Genomic DNA, 25,499 nt, shown 5'->3' with positions numbered 1-25,499 from the left:
CCAGGGTAGGACCGCTCAGCAGCGGGGCTGCGCGCCCTGGACCGCACCGCGCTCGCCGTCCGCCGTCCACGGCAGCTGCGGCAGGCCCGCGGCGCCGGTCGCCGCGCCCTGCTCGACCGCGATCGCCGCGAGGGCGCGCGCGGTCGTGGCGACGAAGCCCTCGCCCGCCGTCGAGCTGTTGAACGCGACCGCGACCGTCAGTCCCGACTCGGGGTCGGAGTAGGCGGCGGTGAGGAAGCCGGGCGCGATACCGGAGAAGCCGCGGAGCGGACCGGCCTGGTGGCCGCCGAGGCCGGCGAGGAGCCACTCCGCGCGCCCCTGACCCTGCGGCACGGGATCGGCCCACATCGCGTCGCCCGCGGGCTCGGTCGCGAGACCCTGCGCGAGGCGGCGCAGGTCCTCGAGGTCGGTGACGGCGCCACCGGCCGCGCCGAGCGAGGAGGGCGACGCGGCGGACAGGTCGCGGCGGACCTCGCACTGGACGGCTCCGGAGCGCGGATCGAGGGCCGCGGAGAAGCCGAGCATCGCCGGGGCGGGGAGCTCGAGCTCGGAGTCGCCGGGGAGCCGGGTGCTGCCCAGTCCGTAGCGCGGCACGACGTACTCGTCGTAGAGCGACTGCATGCTGAGGCCCGTCGCCTGGGAGGCCACGACACCGGCGAGGAGCGGGCCGGTCGAGGACTCGGACCAGGCGGTCCCCGGCTCGGCGATCGGCGCGCTCACCTGCGCGGCCGAGATCAGCTCCAGCGTGGGCCACTCGCGAGCGGGGTTCTGCACGACGGTCGGCCAGAGGATGGAGCGGAAGTCGGCGAGCCCGGAGGTGTGCGAGCAGAGCTGGCGGAGGGTCATCCCCTCGATCCCGGGCAGCGAGGTGAGAGCGCCGCCGACGTCGGCGTCGAGATCGAGGGTGCCCTTCTCGGCGAGCGCGACGACGACGTCGCAGGTCATCGCCTCGGTGCCGCCGGTGCCGAGCCGCACGTGCGCGTCGGTGGTCACCGGGGTGTTCGCCTCGTCGCCGATCGTGCCGATCGCCGTCTCCCAGCCGCCGGCCCAGGGCGACCAGACCCCGGCGACCACGCCGGAGGCACCCGCGACGCTCTGCGCCTCGACGAGGAAGCCGGACAGGGCGATCGCCAGATCGTCGGGCACGGGACCGGGCGGTGCGTCGGGGACGACGGAGCTGGTGCCGCCGGTGCAGCCGGTGAGGGCGAGGAGCAGGGCGGGCACGACGAGAGCTCCGACCCGGATCGACCTGCGGCCACCGATCATGCCGTTCGACTCCCCCCGAAGACGTGTGCTGGAACGCCCCCACTGTACGGGCGCGATCCGGCGGAGGACGCGGCGGGAGGCGCGCTGGACGGCTTTCGTGTCCCGACCGTGACCCTCGCAACCACGTCCTCCCGGATCCGGCCACCCCTTTTCCAAACCGTCTGAGCGGCTGCTACGAAGAGAAGGCAAGCGGCGAAGAGACGCTGCTCGAAGGGAGATCAGGGACCATGCGCACATCACCGAATCGACTGCTCGCCACGCTCTTCGGCGCGGTGTACGTCGTCGTCGGACTGCTCGGCTTCGTCGTCACGGGCGGCGTCCAGTTCCTCGCCACCGAGGGCGGACTGCTCCTCGGGATCTTCGAGGTCAATCCGCTGCACAACATCGCTCACCTGCTGATCGGCGGGGCACTGCTCATCGCGGGCCTCTCCACCACGTCGGCGGCCAAGACCGTGAACACCACCGTCGGCGCGGTCTACCTCGCCCTCGGCGTCGTGGGCTTCTTCCTGGTCGACACCGCGCTCAATGTGCTCGCGCTGAACACGGCCGACCACTTCCTGCACCTCGCCAGCGCGCTCGTCCTCCTCGGAGTCGGGCTCACCGCCGACAAGGGCGCCCGGGCGCGCACCGCGACCGCCTGACCCGGAGCGGATCCGTCCGCTCCCCCTGCACTCCGTCCGCCGTGGGCCCGCCGTTTTCCGCGGCGGACGGACCGAACGGCCCCGGACGACACGATGCGGTGTGTCGATCCGGGGCCTCTTCCCTTCTCTCGGGCCGCGCCCGAGGCATGCACCACGATCGGAGACCGGGATGAGCACCGTCGCCCGCGGCAACGCCGCCTTCGCAGGACTCGGCGCCGGTCTCGTGCACCTCTCGCTCGCCGCCGGACAGCTCGATGCGGCGGCCCTGCCGATCGCCGCCCTCGGCGTCGCCGAGCTGATCTGGGGTGTCGTCGTCCTCGCCCGTGGTTGGATCGTCGTCCCGCGGATCGCGCTCGCCGTCACCGGCACGACCGTCGCGGGATTCGTCCTGGCGATCGCCGCCGGTCTGCTCCGCGATCCGCTGCCCGCCCTCGCGGCCGGCGCCCTGCAGCTCGTCGCCGCCGCGGTCGTCGCGGCGACCCTGCGCTCGCGGCGCACCGCCGAGCCGCCCGTGTCAGCGCCGCGCGCGGTCCTCGGCCTCTTCGCCGGCGCGCTGCTCGTCTCCGCCCTCGCGACGCCGGCGCTGTCGGCGTCCTCGGAGGGCTCGCACGACATGGGCGGCATGATGACGACGGTCACCGACGGCGGGCACTCGCACTGAGACCGGTCCTGGCCACGGCGGTGCCCGCAGGCTAAGGTAAGGGCAGCCTAAGACGCCCGAAGGAGGCCGCCGTGCCGAAGGTCTCGAACGTCGTTCCGTTCTCGCAGGCCCTCCGCGCGCGCCTGGGCCAGTCCGGCGCCGACGACGAGGTCTCGGCCTTCATGACGGCGCTGATGACGGGGTCCGGCAGCCGCGACGACTACGTCGCGATGATCGCGCAGCACTACTTCGTCTACGAGGCGCTCGAGGCCGTGGCCGAGGAGATGGCGGGCGACCCGGTCGCCGCCCCGTTCATCTCGGCCAAGCTCACCCGCATGCCGGCGATCGCGGAGGACCTGCGCTTCCTGGTCGGCGAGGACTGGCGCTCGCGGATCAGCCCGCTCCCCTCGACGGCGGCCTACGTCGAGCGGATCCGCACCGTCGCGAGCGGCTGGAGCGGCGGCTTCGTCGCGCACCACTACACGCGCTACCTCGGCGACCTCTCCGGCTGCGCGATCGTGCGCGCTCTGCTGCAGCGGCGCTTCGGCTTCGAGACGAACGGCGTGGGCTTCTACCTCTACGGCGAGATCGCGACGCCGTCCGCGTTCCGAGCGGTCTACCGCGAGCAGCTCGACGCCGCCGGCTGGGACGACGACGAGCGCGACCGCGTGATCGCCGAGGTGGCCGAGGCCTACCGGCTGACGACCGAGCTCTTCCGCGACCTCGCCCGCTCCCGCGCCGCGGCCTGACGGACCGCGGAGGGTCCGCCCGACGGCTCAGGCGGAGGCGGTCCCGGCCTCGGCGACCGCGGCCGGCTCGGCGCGGCGCTCGGACATGAAGCGCAGCACGTCCTTGTCGACGATGATGTCACTCGGCCGCAGCGGACGGGTGAGGTAGAGCCCCTCGAGGCTGGTGATGCGGCTGAGCGCGACGTAGGTCTGACCGGGTGCGAACGCCCGCGAGCCGAGGTCGACCACCGCGGCGTCGTAGGTCTTGCCCTGCGACTTGTGGATCGTGACCGCCCAGGCCAGGCGGAGCGGGAACTGCGCGAACTCGGCCACGATCTCGCGGGTCAGCTTCTTGGTCGCGGCGGAGTAGGAGTAGCGGTAGCGCTCCCAGGTGGCGGGCTCGACCTCGTGCACCTCGCCGTCCACCTCGACCCAGACCGTGCCGGCGACCTTGGTCACGCGGCCGATCGTGCCGTTGACCCAGCGCTGCTCGGCGTCGTTGCGCAGGAACATCACGTGCGCGCCGATCTTGAGCTCGAGGTTCTGATCGGCGGGGTAGGCGCGACCGCCGAAGTCGCCGCTGATCTCAGCCGAGGCCGTCTTCACCGGGCCCTTGAGCCGCGCCAGGGCGGTCTGGTTGATCCGGTTGACGGTGTCGTTGCGGGTCGCCAGGGTGATCGCGTCGTTCCCGGGCGGAGTGCGCGCGCCGGCGGCGTTCAGGACGTCGGCGATCTCCTTGGTCACCATCCCGAAGCGCACCGCGTTGAGCATCCACTTGAAGCGCTCGTCGCTCTGCCGGTGGATCCTCCCGAGCTCGATGATCCGCAGCGGCGCCTCCTGCCAGACCAGCGCGTCGAAGAACCAGAGCGAGCGGTAGCGGTCGGCGAAGTAGGCGCGCTCCTCCGGGTCGCCCGGCACGGGGGCGAGCTGGAACGGGTCGCCGAAGAGGACGACCTGGACGCCGCCGAACGGCTCGGACCGGCGCTGCCGGGCCTGGCGGAGGCTGCGGTCGATGCCGTCGAGGAGGTCCGCGTTGACCATCGAGATCTCGTCGATGACGAGGGTGTCGATGGTGTTGAGGAGCTTGCGCAGCTCGGGCGGCTGATCGAGGTCCGAGTCGGCGATGACGCCGATCGGGAGCCGGAAGAGCGAGTGGATCGTCTGCCCGCCGACGTTGAGGGCGGCGACCCCGGTCGGCGCGCAGATGACGATCTGCTTGTCGGTGTTCCAGCTCAGGTGGTTGAGCAGGGTCGACTTGCCGGTGCCGGCGCGGCCCGTGACGAAGAGGTGCTCGCGGGTGTTCTCGATGAGGTCGAACACCCGCTGCTGCTCGTCGGAGAGGGTCGGCTGGGTCACCGCTCCACTGTACCCAGCCGACCGCCGCACCCGGCCGACCCGGGCGGTCAGACGTCGCGGACGCGGGTGACCAGCAGCGCCGGGACCCAGACGGCGAGGAGCCAGACGCCGCAGGCGAGCACGGCGGACGTCGTGCTGATCGACTCCACGCCGGAGCCCTCGCTCGGGACGCTCGACAGCGCCAGCCCGAGGTTCGAGAGCAGGTAGGGGCTGACGTCGGCGATCCACGGCGCCTGCAGCAGCCCGCCCGCGATGGTCGCGAGCAGCGGCAGAACGAAGAGCACGCCGACCGAGACGCCGATGGCGGCGGCAGTGCTGCGCAGCAGCGCCGCCACCCCGACCGCGAAGGCGCCGATGACGGCCAGCGAGAAGGCCCCGCCCAGCAGGCTCCCGATCACCCCGTCGTCGAGCAGCGACACCTGCGCGCCCTTCGCCGTGAGCAGCGGTGCGATCACCGCGAACGAGCCGACGCAGGTGAGCACGCCCACCAGGAAGGAGGCGACGGCCACGACGACTCCGCGGGCGAGGAGCGACGGGATCCGGCGCGGCACGGCGGTGTAGGTCGAGCGGATCATCCCGGTGGAGTACTCGCCGCCGAGCGACAGCGCGCCGAGGACGGCGATGACCAGACCGACGAACTGCAGCTGGATCGTCGAGCCGCCGGCCGCGAGCGTGGACGCGGAGACCCCCGGCTCCGGGGAGGCGACGGCGCCGAGCGCCAGCGCCAGCGCGAGCGCGAGCGCGGCGGAGACGACGATCGACCACCAGGTCGAGCGGACGGTGACGAGCTTGAGCAGCTCGGAGAGGACGACGCCGTCCAGGCGGAGCCGGACGGGCGCGGTGTCGGCACGGGCGGTGCCCGGGGCGGTGGCGGTCATCGGGAGGCTCCTTCGAGGGGCTGGGATCCGGCGGGCTGGGATCCGGCGGGCTGGGCGGCGTGGTACTCGACGGAGTCGGCGGTCATCGCGACGTACGCCTCCTCGAGCGAGCGCGTCAGCGCGGTGAGGGCGTGCAGGACGACCCCCGACTCGGCGGCGAGGGCGCCGATCACCGGGGCCCCGAGGCCCTCGACCTCGATCCCGCCGGCGACGACGGCGACCGCCGCGCCGCGGACGGCGAGGAGCTCGGCGAAGCGCACCGAGTCCGGGCTCTCGACGCGCACGCGCGGCCGCGCCTCGGCGAGGAAGTCGGCGAGGGGTGCGTCCGCGAGGATCCGGCCCCGGCCGAGGACGATGATGTGGTCGGCGGTCTGCGCCATCTCGCTCATCAGGTGCGAGGAGAGCAGCACGCAGCAGCCCTCCGCCGCCTTCGCCCGGACGAAGTCGCGGACCCAGCGGACCCCCTCCGGGTCGAGGCCGTTGACCGGCTCGTCGAGCAGGAGGGTCCGCGGGTCGCCGAGGAGCGCGGTCGCGATGCCCACGCGCTGCCCCATGCCGAGCGAGAAGCCGCCGACGCGCTTGCGGGCGACGCTGCCGAGGCCGACGACCTCGATGACCTCCTCCACCCGGGAGCGCGGGATGCGGTGCGTCGCGGCGATCACGCGCAGGTGGTCGCGGAGCGAGCGGCCCCGGTGAGTCGCCTTCGCGTCGAGCAGGGCGCCGACCTCGGCGAGCGGCGCCTCGTGCTCGCGGTAGGGGCGGCCGTTCACCGTGACCGAGCCGGCGGACGGCCGGTCGAGACCGACGATCATCCGCATCGTCGTCGACTTGCCGGCGCCGTTCGGCCCCAGGAATCCGGTGACCCTCCCGGGCTCGACGGTGAAGTCGATCCCGTCGACGGCGGTCTTCGCCCCGTACTTCTTGGTCAGGCCTCGTGCCTCGATCATGCGTTCCCCTTCTCGCAGCGCGCCGCCTCGAGCCCGCGGGGAGCGGGCGAGGTCGTGCGGCAGCGGTCAGCCTAGGAAGCGCCGGCGGAGCCCGCTCCGGGCTGTCGCAGGACGTCCGGCCGGACGGGAACGGCTCGGATCAGCCGCGCTTCTGCAGCGCCGCGAGGCGGTCGTTGTACGCCGAGAGCTCGGCCTCGCCGGTGCGGTCGGCCTGGCGGTCGAGCCGCTTGGAGTCGCGCGCGTCCGACCGGCTCCACATCACCGCGACGATGATCGCGAGCGCGAGCGTGGGGATCTCGCCGATGCTCCAGGCGATGCCGCCGGCCGCCTGCTGATCGACGAGGGCGTTCGTGCCCCAGCCCATCGCGCCGTACCAGTCGGCGAGCAGGAGGCCCTCGCCCGTCATCAGGGCGAGACCGAAGAAGGCGTGGAACGCCATCGTGCCCAGCAGCAGCAGCAGGCGCATCGGGTACGGCACGCGGTGCACGCTCGGGTCGACGCCGATCAGGACGCTCACGAAGAGGTAGCCCGTGATCAGGAAGTGCACGATCATCCACTCGTGGCCGATGTGGTCGGTCGTCGCCCAGCGGAACAGCGGCGAGTAGTAGAAGCCCCAGAGCGAGCCGACGAAGAGCAGCGCGGCGACGATCGGGTGCGAGATCGCGGTGGCGAAGCGCGAGTGCACGGCGAGCAGGACCCACTCGCGGCCGCCGCGGGAGCCGTCGGTGCGCCTCGCGGTGGCGCGCGCGATCAGCGTCACTGGAGCGGCCGGCACGAGCAGCACCGGCACCGCCATCGTCAGGACCATGTGCGCGAGCATGTGCGCGCTGAACAGGTACTTCTCGTAGGCGTTGACACCGCCGTTGGTGATGTAGGCCAGCAGCAGCATGCCTGCGATCCAGAGCACGGTGCGGTGCACGGGCCAGCGGTCGCCGCGGCGGTGCAGGCGCACGACGCCGGCGACGTAGAAGGCGATGCCGAAGCCGCAGACCAGCAGCCAGACCAGGTCGACGTTCCAGAGGGTGAGGAAGTTGAGCGCGGACGGTGCGGGCGGCAGCGGCTCGCCGGTGAGCAGCTCCGCGGGGGTCGGGTTCGTCAGCTCGGTCGCGGCGACCTGGTCGACCGGCGTCGCGGTGCGGGCGAGGGCGGCGGCGACGCCGGAGGCGACGCCCATAAAGGCGACCTCGGCGGCGACCAGCCACCAGAAGCTGCGCCCGCCCGCTCCGCCGGCGCTGCGCATCCGCGCGATGAGGAACCGGCGCTGGACGAGCCCGAAGACGCCGAGGGCGGTCAGCGCCGCGACCTTGACCAGCACGAGCACGCCGTAGCCGGTGAGCAGGTTGCCGAGGGTCGCCAGCCGCAGCTCGGCGCTGATGTAGCCCGAGGCGGCGACCACGATGAAGCTGACGAGCGCGAGGCTCGAGTAGCGCCCGATCACGGGCAGCAGGCGCGCGCCGCCGAGCAGCGGGCGCAGCACGACGATCGTGACCAGCCCGCCGAGCCAGATCGCGGCGAAGACCAGGTGCAGGCCGAGGGCGGTGACGGCGGCGTCGTGGCCGCTCGCTCCGGCCGCGTGGCCCTGCTGCGCCATCGGCAGCAGTGTCAGCAGCGCGATCGCGGTCACGAAGACGAGCGCGGTCTGATTGCGCACCGCGAAGCAGAGCACCGTGACGACGGCGGCGAGGAGCGTGGTGATCAGCCAGGCCTGGCCGACCGGGATGCTGCCGATGAAGTAGCTGAGCTTGGTGCCGAAGTCGCGGTCGAAGCTCAGCGGCGTCTGGGTGACGTTGAGGAAGGTGAAGAAGCCGGTCAGCGCGGAGGCGGCGGCGAAGAACGCGGCGCTCGCGGCGGCCACGTCGAGGGCGATCGTGTACTCGGTGCGCGGCTCCGCGTCGGCGGGGGCGCCCTTCCGCGCGGCGACCGCGCGGGGGCTCAGCGCGAAGAGCGTGAGGACGAGGGCGCCGATCATGCCGGCGGCGCCGAGGTTGACGGCGAGCTTGGCGACCGGGAGGCCGAAGCGGACGACGGGTCCCGGGTCGTTCAGGAGCGGTGCGGCCGAGCCGCCGCCGAACGCGAGCGCCGCCAGGAGCGCGACGAGGGCGGCGACCACGAGCAGGAGCGCCGGGCCCGCGATCCGGACGGTTCGATTCACCCGGCAAGCCTACGTTCTCGCGGCTGAGGGGCGGCCGGTCCGGCGAACCCCGGAGGAACGACGAAGGCCCCGGCGGATCGCCGGAGCCCTCGCAGAGCGTGCTGAGCCGTGACTACTTGGCAGCGGCCTTGAGCTTGGTGCCGGCCGAGACCTTGACCGAGTGGCCGGCGGCGATCTGGATGGTCTCGCCGGTCTGCGGGTTGCGGCCGGTGCGCGCGGCGCGGGACGTGCGCTCGACGGCGATCCAGCCCGGGATGGTGACCTTCACGTCGTTGGAGACGGAGTCGGCGAGGGTCGAGAAGAGCGAGTCGAGGACGCCGTTGACGGCGGCCTGGCTCTGGCCGGAGTCGGCGGCGATCTTCGCGACGAGCTCGGTGCGGTTGAGCGACTTGTCAGCCATTGGAGTGTCCTCCCAGGACGTTCGCGCTGTTGAGAACAGCTGGTGGTTGTGTGTCGTCCAGCGGTCGGGGGCGGACCCCGTCGACCGGTCGGACCGTCCGTAACCTACCAGCCCGATCCCGGATCGGCGGCGATTCGCGCGGTGAGAAGCCCGGAAACACGCCGATCGGCACCCCGTGGAGCCTCCGGGAGCGGCTGGGAGGCGGTGTCAGGGGCCGTCGCTACACTCGCCGACGGCGCGCGCCCGAGCTCGCCGGGAGAGGCGGCCGCGATGGCGGAGACGACGACGGACGGCTGGATCTCGACGGCGATCTGGTGGCAGATCCATCCGCTCGCGTTCCTGGGGGCCGAGGCGACCTCGGCCGACGGACCCGGGGCCGGCGACGAGCCGCAGCACCGCCTCCGCCGGCTGCTGCCCTGGCTGGACGACCTGCTCGCGCTCGGCTGCAACGGCCTGCTGCTCGGGCCGGTCTTCGCCTCGATGACGCACGGCTACGACACGGTCGACCACTTCCGCGTCGATCCGCGCCTGGGCGACGAGCACGACCTCGACGCGCTGATCGCCGCCTGCCGCGAGCGCGGCATCCGCCTCGTCTTCGACGGTGTCTTCAACCACGTGGGCCGCGAGCACCCGTGGTGGCGCGAGGCCGTCGCGGCGGGCGAGGACTCCCCCGCCGCCGCGCGGTTCCGCCGGACGGGCGCGGCGCGCGAGGTCGACGGCCTGCCGGTCGACGTCTTCGAGGGGCACGAGGCGCTCGTCGAGCTCGACACCGCGAACCCCGAGGTGGCGGCGCACGTCTCCGCGGTGATGAGCCACTGGCTCGAGCGCGGCATCGACGGCTGGCGCCTGGACGCCGCCTACGCGGTGGACCCCTCCTCCTGGCGCGCCGCGATCGACCCGGTGCGCGAGCGCTTCCCCGAGGCGTGGTTCGTCGGCGAGGTCATCCACGGCGACTACGCCGGCTACGTGCGGGAGTCGGGGCTCGACTCCGTCACCCAGTACGAGCTGTGGAAGTCGGTGCGCAGCTCGATCGAGGAGGGCAACCTCTTCGAGCTCGACTGGACGCTGCAGCGCCACGCGGAGTTCCTCGAGACGTTCGTGCCGCTGACCTTCGTCGGCAACCACGACGTGACCCGGCTCGCCAGCGCGATCACGGATCCGCGCCACCACGGCCACGCGGTCGCGATCCTCGGCTTCGTCGGCGGCGTGCCGAGCGTCTACTCGGGCGACGAGCGCGGCCTCGAGGGCGTGAAGGAGGAGCGCGTCGGCGGCGACGACGCGATCCGGCCCGAGTTCCCGGCCGACCCGGGCGAGTGGCCGCGGAACGACGCCTACCGCGTGCACCAGGAGGTCATCGCGTTCCGCCGCAGGCACCCGTGGCTCGTCGCCGCGCGCACCACGAGCGTCGATCTGTCGAACACCGCCGTGCTGCTGGTGGCCGAGGGGCCGGACGGCGAGAGCGCCCGGCTCGCGCTGAACCTCGGCGACCGCGCCGCGAGCGTCGGCGGCGTGCAGGTCGAGGCGCACTCCTGGCTCCTGCTCGACTGACCCCTCGATCGGACACGCCGTGATCTACGCTCGGGGCAGCGGCGGGAGCGCCCTGCCCCCGCTGCCGCGACGAGACGGACGAGGAGCGACCATGCCAGACGGGTCCCGGTCACAGCACGACGGCGTGCGGCGGATCGAGCACGAGCCGGAGGCGGGCGTCGAGCCGACGGGCCTCGAGGCGGCGCTGGCCGCGCCGGTCGACGCGATGACCGATCCCGGTCCGGGCGAGCGGAGCGGGCTCTCCAGCCGGATCGCCGAGGAGCTGCTCGACGGCACCTCGGAGATGATCGGCGGCGACGCAGCCCCCGCGCTGACCCGCTCCGTCGAGATCGACGACCCGGCGCGCGCCGTCGGCGACGACCCCGCGCACCCGATCCACGGGACCCTCCGCCAGGAGTTCGAGACGCGCTGATCTCCGGGTCTCGAGACGCCCCTGCGGGGCTGCTCGACCAGCATGGAGGGCCCCTGCGGGGGCTACTCGACCAGCAGGGGCGGGGCGGCGAGGGCCTCGGTGAGGAACTGCAGCAGCTCGCGCAGCAGCGCCTCCTTCGAGTCGGCGCGGCGGTACTCGTGGCCCTCGCCGTCCAGCTGCAGGTAGCGGACCGGGCGGCCGAGCTCCTCGAGCGCCGCGACGATCTGCCGGGCCTCGCCGAGCGGCACGTTGGTGTCGAGCTCGCCGTGCACCACCAGCAGCGGCACGTCGATCGCGTCGGCCGCGGTCAGCGGCGACAGCTCCTCCAGCAGCTCCGCGTCGTGCTCGGGGTGCCCGTACTTGGTGACGGCGGCCGAGGCGATCCACGGCTCGGTGTCGCGGTAGAAGGTCTGCAGGTGCGACATGCCGCAGATGTCGACGCCGGCGGCGAAGACACCGGGCGAGAAGGCCAGCGACGCGAGGGTGAGGTAGCCGCCGTAGGAGCGGCCGGTGACGGCGATGCGCGCCGGGTCGGCGATCCCGGCGTCGACGAGGTGCTCGGCGGCGGCGAGGACGTCGTCGAAGGCTCCGCGGCGCTTCTCGACGTCGTCGGCATGCACGAAGTCGCGCCCGAAGCCCGAGGAGCCGCGCACGTTCGGCGCGAAGACCGTGATCCCCGCGGCGGCGACCGCCTGATGCTGCGCCGAGAAGGTGGGCCGCTCCTGCGACTCCGGACCGCCGTGCAGGCTGAGCATCGCCGGTCCCGACCCCGTCGCCCCTGGTGCGCGGTAGAGCCAGCCGGAGAGCGCGAGGCCGTCGCGGCCCTGGAAGTGCTCGAGCGTCGGCACGATCAGCGGCGGCGCGTCGAGCGCCGGCACCCCGGTGATCCGCGACCACTCGTGGCTCGCCGTGTCCAGCCGCCACAGCTCGCGGGGGCGCTCCGGGCCCTCGACGCCCAGGATCACGGCGCCGCCGTCGCGGGAGAGCACCGGCGTCGTGGCCACCAGCCCCGGCAGTCCGGCGACCGGGACCCGCTCGCCGGTGGTGGTGTCGAGCAGCTCGATCTCGCTCGAGCCCGCGACGTTCCAGACCAGCATCAGCATCCGGCCGGCGTCGTCGGCGTCCAGCCCCTCGAGCTCGGCGTCGTCGCGGGCGGCGAGGCGGCGGATCCGGCCGCGCCAGCCGTCCGGGCCCAGCGGCATCGCGACCAGCTGGCGCCGCGGCAGGTCGACGTCGGTCGCGAGGTAGGCGACCATCGGGCTCTCGGTGTCGTGCAGCGGCGAGGGGCGCAGCAGCGCGACGTCCGTCGAGCCGGTGCCCGAGTCGGGCAGGAGGGCGTGGTTCTCGTCGGTCAGCCGGTCGACGACCACGCAGTACTGCTGGCCGCGCTGGCCGTCGCGGACCACGACGAGGCGCTCCTCGACCGAGAGGTCGAGCACCGAGATCAGGTCGCCGTCGACGAGCGGATTCCGCTCCCCCGTCACCGGGTCGACGAGGAACGAGCGGCTCGGCTGCTCCGGCTCGGCCGACGGGATCGTGACGACGACGTGGTGGCCGCTGCGCGTCCACGGCCCGAGCTCGGCGTGGGCGTCGCGGGAGCCGGCGATGCGGCGGGCATCGGTGCCGTCGGGCCGCACGACCCAGACCTGAGTGCGCACGCCGCCGTCGGTCGCGACGAGGCAGGCCAGCCAGGCGGAGTCGGCGGACCAGGAGACCTCGAGCACCGGGTCCTCGGTGAGGGCGATGCGGCGCGCCTCCGGCGGCTCCGCGCCGACGACGACGTCCTGCACCCAGACCTCGGGGGCTCCGCCGCGGTCGCTGAGGAAGGCGACGCGGGCGGCGTCCGGGGTCATCGTCGGGCCCCAGCTGCCCCAGGCGTGCACGAGCCCGAGCGCGAGCTCCTCGGCAGCGGCCAGGCGGTCGGCCGGCAGCGGATCGGTGAGAAGAGACGTCATGCCTCCATCCTCGGGCACCGGTCAGCCGACGCCGTGCTCCTGGAGCCACATCTCGAGCAGGGCGAGCTGCCACAGCTCGTTCGAGCCCAGGCGGGTGCGGGTCGCGTTCGGGTCGGCCAGCAGCGCGTCCACTGTCGCCGGATCGAAGATCCCGCGGCGCCGCGCGGCGGGGTCGGTCAGCGCCGCCCGCACCCGCTCGAGGTAGGGCCCCTCCAGCTGCCGGATCGCGGGCACCGGGAAGGAGCCCTTGGTGCGGTCGATCACCTCGTCCGGGACGATGCCGCGGACGGCCCGCTTGAGGATCCCCTTGCCGCCGTCGGCGAGCTTGAGCTCCGGCGGGATCGTGCCGACGAGCTCGACGAACTCGTGGTCGAGGAACGGGACGCGCGCCTCCAGGCCCCAGGCCATGGTCATGTTGTCGACCCGCTTCACCGGGTCGTCGACGAGCATGACCGCGGTGTCGTTGCGCAGCGCGGCGTCCACCGCCGTGTCGGCGCCGGGGCGGGCGAAGCGCTCGGCGAGGAAGGCGGCCGCCGCGTCGGCGTCCCCGCGCCAAGCGGGCGACAGCAGGGCCTGCAGCGCGGCGAAGGGGCGGTCGACGAAGACGTCCGCGTACGCCTCGGCGGCGTTCTCGCGCGGCACCCGCGCCAGCGGCGGGTACCAGTCGTAGCCGCCGAGCACCTCGTCGGCGCCCTGGCCGGACTGGACGACCTTGACGTGCTGCGAGACGTCCTCGCTGAGCAGGTGGAAGGCGACGGCGTCGTGCGAGACCATCGGCTCGCTCATCGCGCCGACCGCGGCGTCGATCCCGGGCAGCAGCCGCGCGGAGTCGATCGGCAGGCGGTGGTGGTCGGTGCCGAAGCGCTCGGCGACCAGGCTCGAGTACTCGAACTCGTCGCCCGACTCGCCGCCCGCGGCGTCGAAGCCGATCGAGAAGGTCTGCAGCCCGGTCTGGCCGGCCTCGGCGAGCAGCGCCACGATCAGGCTGGAGTCGATGCCGCCGGAGAGCAGCACGCCGACCGGGACGTCGGCGACCATCCGGCGCGAGACGGCGGTGCGGAAGGACGCGAGCAGCGCCTCCTGCCAGTCGCGCTCGGTCCAGGCGGCGCGGGCGGGATCGCGGGCGAACACCGGCTCCCAGTAGACGCGCTCGCGGCTCGTGCCGTCGGGCTCGATCACGCGGACGGTCGCGGGCGGCAGCTTGGTGACCCCGGCGAGGATCGTGCGCGGCGCGGGCACGACCGAGTGGAAGCTCAGGTAGAGCATCAGCGCCGTGCGGTCGATCGAGGTGTCGACGCCGCCGGCCGCGAGCAGGGACTGCACGGTCGAGGCGAAGCGGATCCGCTCGCGGGTCTCGTCGAGGTAGAGCGGCTTGATGCCGAGGCGGTCGCGCGCCAGCACCACCCGGCCGGACTCGCGCTCGACGATCGCGAAGGCGAACATGCCGAGCAGGTGGTCGACGCAGTCCTCGCCCCACTGGGCGTAGGCCTTGCCGATCACCTCGGTGTCGGAGTGCGAGAAGAAGCGGTGCCCCTTCCCCTCCAGCTCGACGCGCAGCTGCCGGTGGTTGTAGATGCAGCCGTTGAAGACGATCGTGAGGCCGAGTGCGGCGTCGACCATCGGCTGCGCGCCGGCCGCCGAGAGGTCGATGATCGCCAGCCGCCGGTGCCCGAGCGCCACGCGGCCCGCCGCCCAGAGCCCGTCGCCGTCCGGGCCGCGGTGCACGAGGCAGCCGGTCATCCGGTCGACGGCGCCGATGTCGGCGCGCGCGCCGTCGAACCGGATCTCTCCCGCGATGCCGCACATCTCAGCCTCCGACGATCCAGGTGTCCTTCGCGCCGCCGCCGCGCGAGGAGTTCACGATCATGCTGCCCTCGGCCGCGACGCGAGTGAGCGCGAGGTCGGCGAGGCGGACGTCGCCGGGTCCGGTGCCGGTGACGAAGACGAAGGCGCGGAGGTCGATGTGCCGCGGCTGCAGGTCGGTGCCGGAGAAGGCGGGCAGCGAGGAGAGCCGGACGACCTCCTGGGCGACCCAGGCGCCCGGGTCCGCCGCGATCTCGGCGCGCCGCTCGGCGACGCGCGCCGCTGGGGACGACGGGCCGATCATCACTCCCCGGCCGCCGTAGCCGTCGACCGGCTTGGTGACCAGCTCGCCGACCCGCTCGAGCACGATCCGGCGCTCGGCCTCGTCCTCGGGGCGGTAGGTCGGCACGGACTCGAGCAGCGGGCGCTCGTCGAGGTAGTAGCCGATCAGCTCGGGAACCGCGCAGTAGAGCGCCTTGTCGTCCGCGACGCCGTTGCCGGGCGCGTTCGCCAGGTACACGTCGCCGGCCGCCGCGACGTCGAGGATCTCGCGGCCGATCCCCCTCCCGCCCGCGACGAGGTCGGCGAGCTCGACGTCGAGCCGCAGGTAGAGCGCGTCGACGACCGTGCCGCCGGCCAGGACGCGGCCGCCCTCGACCGCGAGGTCGCCCGCCTCGAGCAGCAGGAGCCCCGCGCCCTCGGCCAGGCGGCGGTGCTCGAACCAGGCCGAGCTCGACGCTCCGCTGGAGAGCAGCCCGAGCACCGGGTCGGCGCCCTTCGCGCCGTGGGCGAGGGTGGCGCGCAGTCCGGCGAGCGCCGTCGACGCGTCGAGCAGGCCCGCGGGCCGCGGCAGATCGGGCAGCACGTCGTCGAGCAGCGCGCGGATGCCCATCGCGTAGGCGAGACCGCTGGGGTTGCGGAGGTTGTCCTCCAGCACCCGCCAGCCGCCGAACTCGTTGCGGACCAGGTCGAAGCCCATCACGGCGCCGCGGACGGTGCCGGCGGGCAGCCGGGCCGCGTCCTCGCTCCAGCCCGGCGCGCCGCGCAGATCGCGGACCACGCCGGCCCGCACCGCCCGGCCCTCGCCGTAGACGTCCTGGAGGAAGCACTCGAGGGCGCGGGCGCGCTGCTCGAGCCCGGCGGCGAGCTCGCTCCACTCGTGCGCCTGCAGCACGCGCGGCACGAGGTCGACCGGGAACGGCCGGTCCTCCTCGCCGACGCGGAAGGTGAGCCCGGCCTGCTCGACGAGCCGGTCGCGGGACTCGTGCAGGGTGGCGAGCCGCTCGGCGCCGAGCCCGCGGAAGTGCTCGAGGATCGGCTGGTACGCGCTCCTGGCGCGGCCGCCGGTGGCCACGGCCTCGTCGCCGGCGCGCACGCGGTAGGAGCGCAGGCTCGGGGCGGGCAGGATCGGTCCGCTCGCCGGGCCGTGCGTCTCGGCGACGACGGCGTCGACCACGGCGTCGAGGGTGCCGCGCTCGGCGAGGACGGCGCGCTGGCGGTCGGCGGAGTTGCCGCGCGCGATCAGCGCCTCGGCGAGCGCGCGCACCTGCTCCAGGTCGCCGAGCTCGTCGAGCGCGGGCTGGAGGCGGGCGATCAGGCTGCGCAGCGCCTCGGCTGCGGGAACCGGACGGGGGTGCTCGGTGTGATCGAGCAGCGGGCCGGAGAGACCGCCGCGCGCGGCCTGCCAGGTGGCGGCGCGCTGGATCGGCGGCGGGGTGTGCCGGAACGGACGGCCCGCCTCGATGTCGAGCTCGGCGGTGCGGACCAGGCCGCGGAAGAGCCCGGCGATCAGCACCGCGTCGTCGACGATCGGCATCGCGTCGCAGACCCGCAGCTCGAGGGTCGGCGCGTGCGAGGAGGGCCGGACGTCGAAGTAGGCCATCTTCGAGTCGGCGATGACACCGGTGGCGATCAGGTCGTCGAGGAGGCGGTCGTACTCGGCCGCGGACTCCAGGGGCCCGGTCGCGCCGGCGCTCGGCCAGCGCTGCCAGATGATCGTGCGGATGCTGGCGTAGCCGGTGTCCTGGCCGTTCCAGTAGGGGCTGCTCGCGCTGGCGGAGAGCAGCACCGGCAGATCGCGGGCGATCCGCTGCGCGATCTGCACCGCGAGCTCGCGGTCGGAGACGCCGACATGGATCTGGGTGCCGCAGATCAGCTGCTCGTCCACCAGCATCCGGTACTGCTCCTGCATCCGGCCGTAGCGGCCGGTGCTGGTGAGCTCGAAGTCGGTCTGCTCGGAGCGCGGCGCGGTGCCGACCGCGGCGATGCCGATGCCGTCGGGCGCCGCGGCGTCGATCACCGCGCGCCGAAGCGAGATCAGCTGCTCGCGCAGCCCGTCGAGGGAGTCGACCACCGCGGTGTTCGTCTCGACCGTGGTCCGCTGCAGCTCGGCCGAGAAGCTCTCCTTCGGCAGCCGGGCGAGCACCTGGGGGGCGTGGGGGGAGAGCTGCCTCGACTCGAGATCGATGAGGTGGAGCTCCTCCTCCGCACCGAGGGTCAGTTCTGCGCGCATGCGCTCACCGTACGACCCTCATGTTTCGGGCGGCTACCGGGTTGTTCGCGAGCGGCGCGAGCGGCGCGGGGTCAGCGGGCGGTGCGCGCGCGGATCTCGAGGTCGATCTGCGAGGCGTCGAGCGCGGCGAGCACCGAGGCGAGCACGTCGGCGTCGAAGGTGCCGTTGTCGCGGGCGTCGAGGAGGTCCGCGCGCTGCGCCGCGATCACGGCCAGCCGGTGGCGCTGGGCCTGGAGGAACGCCTCGGTCCTCGGCGCGTCCGGGGCGGGCGGCGGCTCCTGGACGGCCTCGGCGCTGGTGCGCAGGAGGGCGAAGACGCGGGTGCGCTCCTCCTCGCGGGCCCTCTCCTCGGCCGCCTCGTCGACGTCCGGCGCGATCGCGCGCAGCAGCGGACCGACCGTGCCGCCCTGCAGCAGCAGCGACAGCGCGGCCACGGCGAAGGCGATCAGCACGAGGACCGAGCGCTGCGGGGTGTCCTCGGGCAGCGTCTGCGCGGCGGCGACCGTGACGGCACCGCGCATCCCGGCCCAGACCACGGCCGTGCCCTCGCGCCAGCCGAGCGGCGCGCGGACGAAGTACTCCATGTCGGCGAGCATCCGTGTCAGCCGGGTGCGGAAGCGCTCGAGATCGCGGGCGGTCGGCGTGCGGCGGCCCCGGCTGATCCGCTGCAGGCTCTCCTCGCGGCCCTCCTCGGTGCCCATCTGCTCCTGCAGGCCCTCGACGCGCGGGCGCATCCGCTCGCGCAGGCGGCCTCGGCTCTTCAGCACGCCGAGCAGCGGGGCGACGTAGGCCGCGCGGACCAGCACCGTGAGCAGGAGCGCGCCCACCGCGATCAGCACCGCGGGGCCGACGCCGGCGTGGTCCTCCTCGACGCTCGTCACGATCGCCCGCACCTGCAGGCCCATGGTGAGGAAGACCGCGCCCTCGAGCACCAGCTCGACCGTGCGCCAGTTCTGCGAGTCGGACAGCCGGTTCTGCGGCGAGAGCTCGCGCGGGGCGCGGATGCCGGTGACGATCCCGGCGACGACCGCGGCGACCAGGCCCGAGGCGCCGAGCAGCTCGGCCGGGACGGAGGCGAGGAAGGGGACGGTGAAGGACAGGATCGTGTTGACCGTCGGGTCCTGCACCCGGCGGCGCACGGCGAGGTTCAGCCAGCCGACGAGACCGCCGACGATCGTGGCGATCAGCACGGCGTAGCCGAACGAGCCGAGCGCACCCCAGAAGGAGAAGCTCGCCGCGGCGGCCGCGATCGCCGTGCGCAGCAGCACCAGGGCCGTCGCGTCGTTGAGCAGGCTCTCGCCGTCGAGCATCGCGACGACCCGGCGCGAGACGGAGGTGCCCTTGACGATCGAGGTCGCGACGGCGTCCGTGGGGCTGACGATCGCGCCGAGCGCGACGCCCCAGGCGAAGCCGAGATCCGGCAGGACCAGCAGGAAGAACAGGCCGAGCACCAGCGAGGTGCCGACGACCAGCAGCACCGAGAGACCGCTGATCGCACCGAACTCGCGGCGGAAGTTCATCGCCGGCATCGACACCGCGGAGGAGTAGAGCAGCGGCGGGAGGACCCCGGCCAGGATCCACTCCGGCTCGATCTCGATCGGGCCGACCACGGGGAGGAAGCTCGCGGCCACGCCGATCCCGACCAGCACGAGCGGCGAGGCGACGCCCAGGCGCGGGCCGACGACGGCGGCGCCGGCGATCACGACCAGCGCGAGCACCAGCACCACCAGGAGCGCGGTCACTCGTGTCCGGCGGTGTCCGGGGCCGGCGCGACGGCGCCGCGGCGGACGTCCTCGAAGAAGTCGGGGCGCAGGACGCGCTTCTCGATCTCGAACCAGCCGCTGGACCAGCCGTCGCCGAGGGGGTGCGCCGGGTCCAGCAGCACGTGGCCCGGGGTGGCGCCGCGGCCGACCGCCGCCGCGACCGAGCGGTCGGGGTCGTAGAGCGCGTGCTCGACGAGCGGGGCGAACACCTCGTGCTCGGCGAAGTCGGCGGGTGCGCCGAGGAAGACGGGCATCAGCTCCTCGCCCTCGCGCAGGCCGTTCGGCCACCAGCGGAAGCGCTCGACCAGCTCGTGGCAGGAGATGCAGGACGGCGAGAAGAAGACGAGGTGCGTCGGCGGGTCGGCCCACTCGGCGAGGGCGATCGGCTCGCCCGCGGCGGTGAGGAGGACGAGGTCGGCGGAGTCGGTCGGGGTGTCGGTGGCAGGGGTCCGCGCCGTCAGCCGGTCGCGCACCGGCACCAGCGCGAGCGCGAGCAGCACCGCGAGGAGGGCGGGGACCCCGGGGACGAGCAGCTCCGCAGGCGCCGTGGCCCCGACGAGTCCGGCGAGCGCCAGCGCGAGCAGGACGGCGTTCCGCGCGACCGTGCGGCCGGTCATCCGGGCGTCGCCGAGGCCGCCGAAGCACTCGCACTCGACCGGCTCCGGGGCGCGGACCGCGCGGACCGCGACGACGAGGAAGACGACGTCGACCGCGACCGCGCCGAGCAGCGCCCCGCGGTGCAGCGGCGCGGGGGCGAGCAGGATCGCCAGCCCGAGCGCGATCTCGACGACGGGGAAGGCCCGGGCGAAGAGCGGGCTCGCGGAGAGGCGGGCCGGCAGACCGAGCGCGGCGAGGCTCGCGCGGAACCGCTCCGTCCGCCCGAGCTTCAGCACGCCGCTGACGACGAGGACGGCTCCGGCGGCCGCGCCCGCGACCGCGAGCAGGACCTCGAGCGCTGACGCGAGCATCCGTGTCCCTCCCGCACCCGACGGTGCCCCCGCAGAGCACGCTACCGGGCGGGCGGCGCGGTCAGGAGTCGGAGCGCGTCAGGAGCCCGGGCCGATCACGAATCGAAGCCCAGCCCGAGCGCGTCCAGCGTCCGCAGCAGCGCGTTCCGCCGGCCGCCGTCGTGGTCGGCGCGGTCGAGCGACCAGCGGGTGGCCTGGATGCCCGCGGTGGCGAACGGCTCGGGCGGGAACGGCAGCGGGCGCTTGCGCACCATCTCCAGCTCGGTCCGCTCGGTCGGCTCGCCGTCGAGGAGGTCGAGGAGCACGTCGGCCGCGAAGGCGGTCGTGCCGACGCCGAGCCCCGTGTAGCCGGCCGCGTAGGCGACCCGGCCGGCGAGCGCGGTGCCGTAGAAGGCGGCGAAGCGGGTGCTGGTGTCGATCACTCCGGCCCAGCGGTGGCTGAAGCGCAGGCCCTCGAGCTGCGGGAAGGTGGTCAGGAAGTGCGCGGCGAGCGCGCGATCGGTCTCCGGACGCTCCTCGTAGGCGGAGCGGATCCGGCCGCCCGGGTGGTAGACGGCGTCGTAGCCGCCCCAGAGGATCCGGTCGTCGGCGGTGCGGCGGTAGTAGTGGAACTGGTTGGCGACGTCGCTGAGACCCTCGCGCCCCGTCCAGCCGATCGAGGCCAGCTGGGCGGCGTCCAGCGGCTCGGTCATCAGGACGTGGTCGTAGACCGGGACGGTCATCAGGCGGGTGCGGGCGAGGAGGGAGGGGAAGGCGCTGGTGCCGAGGATCGCCTGGGACGCCGCCACGGAGCCGTGCGCGGTGCGGACGAGCACGCCGGCGCCGTCGCGCTCGAGACCGAGCACGCGGCTGTCCTCGTGGATCTCGACGCCGAGCTCCTCCGCCACCCGCGCCAGCTCGCGGACGAGCTTGCCGGGGTGCACCAGCGCGCACTGCTCGGCGGGCGCGGCGAGGCCGGCCAGGAAGATCGGCGAGTCGACCACGGCGCGGACCTCCGCGGTGTCGAGGAAGCGGCCGCCCGCGACGCCGTCGCCGTCGGCGAGCGGGCCGACCTGGTACTCCTCCACCGCGACCGCGAGCGAGCCGGTGCGCTCGAAGTCGCAGTCCATCCCGTAGCGGGCGACGGCCGCCTCGATGCCGTCGAGGTTCAGCACGCCCAGCTCCTCCAGCCGAGCGGCTTCGGCCGGCCAGCGGGCGAGGCCGTTCTCGCGGCCGTGGGTGAGGCTCGACTCCACGAAGCCGCCGTTGCGGCCGGAGGCGGCCCAGCCGAGCGAGCGGGCCTCGAGCAGCACCACGCGGCGGCCGGGGTCGCGCTCCTTCGCGCGCAGGGCGCTCCAGAGTCCGGTGTACCCGCCGCCGACGACCACCAGGTCGGCTGTCACGGCGCCCGCGAGGGCGGGGCGCGGCACGTCGGGGTCCTCGAGCCAGTACACGCCGCGTCGGGTGCCGCTGAGCGCGGCGTCGACGACGGCGGAGTCGGGGGCGGATCGTTCGAAAACCGTGCTGGAGAGGGCCATAGTGCCTCCATTACGTCAGCTCCGAGGGCATTCCGCAACCGGATCCGTCGTTCCGGCGCATACCTCCCGGCCAGGTCGTCCGGCACGGTCGTACACTGCGAGGGAAATCGGAGGGGACATGCGAGCACGCCGGCCGCGCGACGGGGGACGCGTCGCAGCGCCGACCCCTCCGGCGGAGACTCCCCCCGGCCCCTCGGCCGACGACCGTCACGACGTCTCCCCCGGCCTGCGGATCGCCGCCGCCTGGGGCTGGCGGGTGCTGGCGGTCGCCGCCCTGCTCTGGCTGGTCGTGAAGCTGGTCGCACTGGTGCCGGTCGTGGTGGTGCCGGTGCTGATCGCGCTCCTGGTCACGGCGCTGCTCACCCCGCTCCGCGACCGGCTCGAGCGCTGGCGCCTGCCGCGCCCGCTCGCGGTGCTGGTCTCGATCCTCGCGCTCCTGCTCGCGCTGGTCGGCCTGATCGGGCTCGTCGTCGTGCAGTCCCGGGCCGGCTTCGGCGGCGTCGGGCAGCGGGCGCTCGACGCGGTCGACGACGTGGAGGCGTGGCTGCAGGGCCCGCCGCTCGGCTTCAGCGAAGTGCAGCTCGGCGACTGGGCGCAGTCGGCGATCGACTGGGCCGACACCCAGGCGTCGACGATCGCCTCCGGAGCGCTCGCCGTCGGCTCCCAGGTCGCCGAGGTGTTCGCCGGCACGCTGCTCACCCTGTTCTCGCTGATCTTCCTGCTGCTGGACGGCCGGCGGATCTGGGCCTGGTTCCTCCGGCTGATGCCGCGCGCCGCGCGACTGCCGCTCGACACGGGAGCCGCGGCCGGCTGGTGGACGCTCAGCCAGTTCGTCCGGGCGCAGCTCGGCGTCGCGGGCATCAACGCGATCGGCATCGGCATCGGCGCGCTCGCCCTGCAGCTGCCGCTGGTCGTGCCGATCGCGATCGTGGTGTTCCTGGGCTCGTTCGTGCCGTTCCTCGGCGCGATCGTGACGGGGGCGCTCGCCGCGGTCGTCGCGCTGCTGTTCAGCGGACCGGTGGCCGCGCTCGTGATGATCGGCGTGGTCGTCGTCGTGCACCTGCTCGAGGGGCACGTGCTCCAGCCGCTGATCCTCGGCTCGGCGGTGAAGGTGCACCCGCTCGCCGTCGTGCTGGGCGTCGCGACCGGGCTCGAGGTGGCGGGGCTGGCCGGCGCGCTGTTCGCGGTGCCGGTGATCGCGACGCTGAACTCGGCGATCACGGCGATGCGGCACGATCCGGAGCAGGTCGTGCGCGTTCCGCTCGATCCGGGGCGCTCCGCGTGACCCGGCACCCCTTCGACCCGGCGGGCGTCCCCGGGTCGGCGGTCCTGCCCGCGCTCGCCTGCCCGGTCTGCGGCGCGGGGCTGGCGCCGGACGCGCTGCCGCGGCCGACCCTGCTGCGCTGCCCGCTCGGGCACAGCGCGGATCTGGCGCGGCAGGGCTACGTCTCGCTGCTCCGCGGCCGGCACGCGACCTCCGGCGACACCGCCGCGATGGTGCAGGCGCGCGAGGAGCTGCTGGGCTCCGGGCACTACCGGCCGATCCAGGACGCGGTCGCGGGGGCCGTGCCCGAGGCGGCGCGACTGGTCGTCGATCTCGGCTGCGGGACGGGCGCGTACCTCGCCGCGGTCCTCGACGCGCGGCCGGAGGCGAGCGGGCTGGGGCTGGACCTGTCCGCGGCCGCGCGCGCGGCGGGCCGCCCGCGCGCGCACCCGCGGGCCGCGGTCGCGACGGCGGACCTCTGGCAGCCGCTGCCGCTCGCGGACGCCTACGCGGACGCCCTGCTGACCGTCTTCGCGCCGCGGAACGCCCCGGAGATGCTGCGGGTGCTGCGCCCGGGCGGCGTGGCGGTGGTGGTGACGCCCCGCGAGCGGCACCTGGGCGAGATCCGGCCGGTGTTCGGGATGCTCGGGATCGACGCGGGCAAGGCCGAGCGGCTCGACGAGCAGCTGCAGGGCTTCGAGCGGGTGGCGCGGCACGAGCTCGACTACGCGGTCGCGATGACGCCCGGCGAGCTGCGGGCCGAGGTGCTGATGGGGCCGAGCGCCCACCACGTCGATGCGGCGGCGGTCGACGCGCTGCTGGCGGGGCGCGAGGGGACGACTGCGGTGACCGTCGCGGTGACGGTGTCGGTGTACCGCGCGGCGTAGGCGGGGCGTAGGCGGGGCGGCGCAGGGGCGCATCGAGACCCACCGTCATCAGCAAGGCTGGTCTGCCGATTCGTCCTTCTGACCCGAGGGGGGTCTCGATACGCGCGCTGCGCGCGCTACTCGACCAGCACGAGAGGGGACCCATGCCGGTCGAGCAGCGCGCAGGGCAGTCCCTGCTGGTCGAGCAGCGCGCAGGGCGGCCCCCATGCTGGTCGAGTAGCCGTCACCGGCGGCGTATCGAGACCCACCATCGTCGAGACATCCGGGAGCGAGCCTCCTCCACACTCGCGATGCAACGGGGTTGTCCCCGATCAGCCCAGGGTTCCGACCCCGGTGTCGGTGGCCCCTGCTTCAATACGCGTATGTCAGAAGACGAGAATGCGGCAGCACTCGCGGAGGTGCGCGACTGCTTCGACGACGCCGCGGCCGCCGAGCGCGCCGCGTCCCCGACGCGCCTGAGGGCGGCGGAACGCATGCACCGCGGCTACCGCATCGCTCTCACCGTCCCGGAATCATTCGCCCGCGGCGCCTCCCGGAGCGAGACCCGCGACCTCATCGAGCGCTCCATCCGCGCCGAGCTCGCGGTGACGCTCGGCGTGTCCGAGCGGGAGGTCTCCCGCCGCCTCGAGACCGCGCGGATGCTGATGGAGCACCTTCCGCTCACCCGGGCGCTGCTCCGCGACAGTCGAATTCTCTGGGAGGTCGGCGAGTCGATCTGCAAGACCGCGAGCAGCCTCCCCGAGACCTCCCGCTCCGCACTCGACGAGCGCGCCGCGGACGCCGCCCTCACGATGACGACGACCCAGCTGCGCCGCGCCCTCAGCCGCTGGCGCGAGGAGCTGCACGAGCAGCCCCGCGTCGAGCGCCACGCGCGCGCCCGGGAGGACCGCGCCGTCTGGGTCACGCCCGACGTCGACGGGATGGCCACGCTGTGCGTCTACGCTCCCGCGCCCGCCGTCTTCGGCGCCTACAACCGACTGCGCCGCATCTCCCGCACCCTCCGCGACGAGGGCGACCCGCGAACCCTGCAACAACTCAGCGCCGATGCCGCCGTCGATCTGCTCTGCGACGGGGACATCGCCGGCACGACACCGAACTCCGAACACCGGCCCGACCCGACCTTCGTCCCCGGCGTCCGTGCGGAGGTCCGCCTCACCCTCGCCGCGTCCACGGCCGTCGGCCTCGACGACGCTCCTGCGGACCTCGACGGCTACGGACCGGTTCCCGCGGACGTCGCCCGCGAGCTCATCCGAACGGGAGCCTCCTTCACGCGGGTGCTCACCGATCCGGACACCGGCGCCGTCACCTCCGTCGGCCGCACCTGGCGCGTGCCACCACCGCAGATGCGCCTCCACCTCCAGCTCCGGGACCAGACCTGCCGGTTCCCCGGCTGCACACGCACCGCATCGACGGCCGAGGCCGACCACAGTCTCGAGTGGCGCAACGGCGGCGAGACCTCCCTCGAGAACCTCGTCAGCCTCTGCACGTCCCACCACCACGTCCGGCACGGAGAGCAGTGGAGCTACAAGCGGGTCGACGACCACGGCACGCTCGAGTGGACGAGCCCGACCGGCCGACGGATCAGCAACCGACCACCACCTCTACCCGGCCGGCCGCCGGACCCGCCGCCGGGGCCTCGGTTCGACGATGCTCCCGTGCCGTTCTGACGGTGGTGGATCTCGATACGCCCGCTCCGCGGGCTACTCGATCAGCATGCAGCGCGTGCAGCGCGTGCAGCGCGCGTCGGCATGCACCGCCCCATGCTGGTCGAGCAGCCCGCAGGGCGTATCGAGACCCCACCCCGGCAGACGGTGGATCTCCTGGGAAGAGACGCCCGCACACATGCTGGTCGAGTAGCCCCG

General features: G+C 74.0%; 20 protein-coding genes. 8 read left to right on the top strand and 12 right to left on the bottom strand.

Translation table 11 applies throughout. The annotated features are described in order from the left end of the window. Window positions 1-15 precede the first annotated feature (15 nt). Entirely contained in the window at window positions 16-1,224 is a 1,209-nt protein-coding gene (locus GTU73_RS04170; RefSeq protein WP_160087261.1) for a serine hydrolase domain-containing protein, read from the bottom strand. Between the two features lie 269 nt (window positions 1,225-1,493). On the opposite strand from GTU73_RS04170, the gene GTU73_RS04165 reads away from it, so the two are divergent. The 3 genes from GTU73_RS04165 to GTU73_RS04155 all read left to right on the top strand — a co-directional run bounded on the left by GTU73_RS04165 (window position 1,494) and on the right by GTU73_RS04155 (window position 3,296). Then, window positions 1,494-1,907 (top strand): DUF4383 domain-containing protein, encoded by a 414-nt coding sequence (locus GTU73_RS04165; protein ID WP_160087259.1) that lies wholly within the window; start codon window positions 1,494-1,496, stop codon window positions 1,905-1,907. A 169-nt stretch (window positions 1,908-2,076) separates the two neighbouring features. Then, on the top strand, window positions 2,077-2,568 hold the full coding sequence (locus GTU73_RS04160) for a hypothetical protein (protein WP_160087257.1): 492 nt from the start codon (window positions 2,077-2,079) through the stop codon (window positions 2,566-2,568). 71 nt (window positions 2,569-2,639) lie between these two features. Beyond that, entirely contained in the window at window positions 2,640-3,296 is a 657-nt protein-coding gene (locus GTU73_RS04155; RefSeq protein ID WP_160087255.1) for a biliverdin-producing heme oxygenase, read from the top strand. Window positions 3,297-3,323: 27 nt separating this feature from the next. Here GTU73_RS04155 and GTU73_RS04150 read toward each other — a convergent pair whose 3' ends face one another. The 5 genes from GTU73_RS04150 to GTU73_RS04130 form a co-directional block, all read right to left on the bottom strand. Continuing rightward, window positions 3,324-4,631, bottom strand: coding sequence for a DEAD/DEAH box helicase (locus GTU73_RS04150; protein ID WP_160087253.1), 1,308 nt, complete (start codon window positions 4,629-4,631; stop codon window positions 3,324-3,326). A 47-nt stretch (window positions 4,632-4,678) separates the two neighbouring features. Further along, entirely contained in the window at window positions 4,679-5,509 is an 831-nt protein-coding gene (locus GTU73_RS04145; protein WP_160087251.1) for a hypothetical protein, read from the bottom strand. Next, window positions 5,506-6,456, bottom strand: coding sequence for an ABC transporter ATP-binding protein (locus GTU73_RS04140; RefSeq protein WP_160087249.1), 951 nt, complete (start codon window positions 6,454-6,456; stop codon window positions 5,506-5,508). Before GTU73_RS04140 ends, GTU73_RS04145 begins: the two co-directional genes overlap by 4 nt. Window positions 6,457-6,595: 139 nt before the next feature. Further along, window positions 6,596-8,608: a cytochrome c oxidase assembly protein gene (locus GTU73_RS04135; RefSeq protein WP_208543735.1), complete on the bottom strand. Its 2,013-nt coding sequence runs from the start codon at window positions 8,606-8,608 to the stop codon at window positions 6,596-6,598. A gap of 112 nt (window positions 8,609-8,720) precedes the next feature. After that, a complete protein-coding gene (locus GTU73_RS04130) occupies window positions 8,721-9,008 on the bottom strand; it encodes an HU family DNA-binding protein (RefSeq protein WP_055786347.1) in 288 nt (95 codons plus the stop codon). A 270-nt stretch (window positions 9,009-9,278) separates the two neighbouring features. Here GTU73_RS04130 and GTU73_RS04125 point away from each other — a divergent pair, with 270 nt between their 5' ends. Together GTU73_RS04125 and GTU73_RS04120 are read left to right on the top strand one after the other, a co-directional pair. Further along, window positions 9,279-10,556 carry an alpha-amylase family glycosyl hydrolase gene (locus GTU73_RS04125; RefSeq protein WP_160087247.1) on the top strand — a complete coding sequence of 426 codons (1,278 nt, stop codon included), beginning with the start codon at window positions 9,279-9,281 and terminating at the stop codon, window positions 10,554-10,556. Window positions 10,557-10,647: 91 nt separating this feature from the next. Continuing rightward, window positions 10,648-10,968 carry a hypothetical protein gene (locus tag GTU73_RS04120; protein WP_160087245.1) on the top strand — a complete coding sequence of 107 codons (321 nt, stop codon included), beginning with the start codon at window positions 10,648-10,650 and terminating at the stop codon, window positions 10,966-10,968. A gap of 62 nt (window positions 10,969-11,030) precedes the next feature. Here GTU73_RS04120 and GTU73_RS04115 read toward each other — a convergent pair whose 3' ends face one another. The 6 genes from GTU73_RS04115 to GTU73_RS04090 all read right to left on the bottom strand — a co-directional run bounded on the left by GTU73_RS04115 (window position 11,031) and on the right by GTU73_RS04090 (window position 21,486). Continuing rightward, window positions 11,031-12,923: a S9 family peptidase gene (locus tag GTU73_RS04115; RefSeq protein ID WP_160087243.1), complete on the bottom strand. Its 1,893-nt coding sequence runs from the start codon at window positions 12,921-12,923 to the stop codon at window positions 11,031-11,033. 21 nt (window positions 12,924-12,944) lie between these two features. Then, window positions 12,945-14,729 (bottom strand): N-acetylglutaminylglutamine amidotransferase, encoded by a 1,785-nt coding sequence (locus tag GTU73_RS04110; RefSeq protein WP_160087241.1) that lies wholly within the window; start codon window positions 14,727-14,729, stop codon window positions 12,945-12,947. A 1-nt stretch (window position 14,730) separates the two neighbouring features. Then, complete coding sequence (locus GTU73_RS04105; protein WP_160087239.1) at window positions 14,731-17,238, bottom strand: glutamate--cysteine ligase; 2,508 nt, start codon at window positions 17,236-17,238, stop codon at window positions 14,731-14,733. Window positions 17,239-17,309: 71 nt separating this feature from the next. Beyond that, window positions 17,310-18,980, bottom strand: coding sequence for a sodium:proton antiporter (locus GTU73_RS04100; protein ID WP_160087237.1), 1,671 nt, complete (start codon window positions 18,978-18,980; stop codon window positions 17,310-17,312). Continuing rightward, complete coding sequence (locus GTU73_RS04095; protein WP_160087235.1) at window positions 18,977-19,969, bottom strand: MauE/DoxX family redox-associated membrane protein; 993 nt, start codon at window positions 19,967-19,969, stop codon at window positions 18,977-18,979. The genes GTU73_RS04100 and GTU73_RS04095 overlap by 4 nt, the downstream gene beginning before the upstream one ends. Before the next feature lie 95 nt (window positions 19,970-20,064). Continuing rightward, window positions 20,065-21,486: an FAD-binding oxidoreductase gene (locus GTU73_RS04090; protein WP_160087233.1), complete on the bottom strand. Its 1,422-nt coding sequence runs from the start codon at window positions 21,484-21,486 to the stop codon at window positions 20,065-20,067. A 118-nt stretch (window positions 21,487-21,604) separates the two neighbouring features. Between GTU73_RS04090 and GTU73_RS04085 the strand changes: the two genes are divergently transcribed. The 3 genes from GTU73_RS04085 to GTU73_RS04075 all read left to right on the top strand — a co-directional run bounded on the left by GTU73_RS04085 (window position 21,605) and on the right by GTU73_RS04075 (window position 25,304). After that, on the top strand, window positions 21,605-22,771 hold the full coding sequence (locus tag GTU73_RS04085) for an AI-2E family transporter (protein ID WP_160087231.1): 1,167 nt from the start codon (window positions 21,605-21,607) through the stop codon (window positions 22,769-22,771). Further along, window positions 22,768-23,637, top strand: coding sequence for a methyltransferase domain-containing protein (locus GTU73_RS04080; RefSeq protein WP_160087229.1), 870 nt, complete (start codon window positions 22,768-22,770; stop codon window positions 23,635-23,637). The genes GTU73_RS04085 and GTU73_RS04080 overlap by 4 nt, the downstream gene beginning before the upstream one ends. 362 nt (window positions 23,638-23,999) lie before the next feature. Further along, window positions 24,000-25,304 carry an HNH endonuclease signature motif containing protein gene (locus GTU73_RS04075; protein ID WP_160087227.1) on the top strand — a complete coding sequence of 435 codons (1,305 nt, stop codon included), beginning with the start codon at window positions 24,000-24,002 and terminating at the stop codon, window positions 25,302-25,304. The last annotated feature ends 195 nt before the right edge of the window (window positions 25,305-25,499 follow it).

Source organism: Rathayibacter sp. VKM Ac-2804, from assembly GCF_009866655.1.
Taxonomy (GTDB): domain Bacteria; phylum Actinomycetota; class Actinomycetes; order Actinomycetales; family Microbacteriaceae; genus Rathayibacter.
The sequence above is the reverse complement of the archived record's forward strand: the minus strand, read 5'-3'. Positions and strand labels throughout refer to the sequence as shown.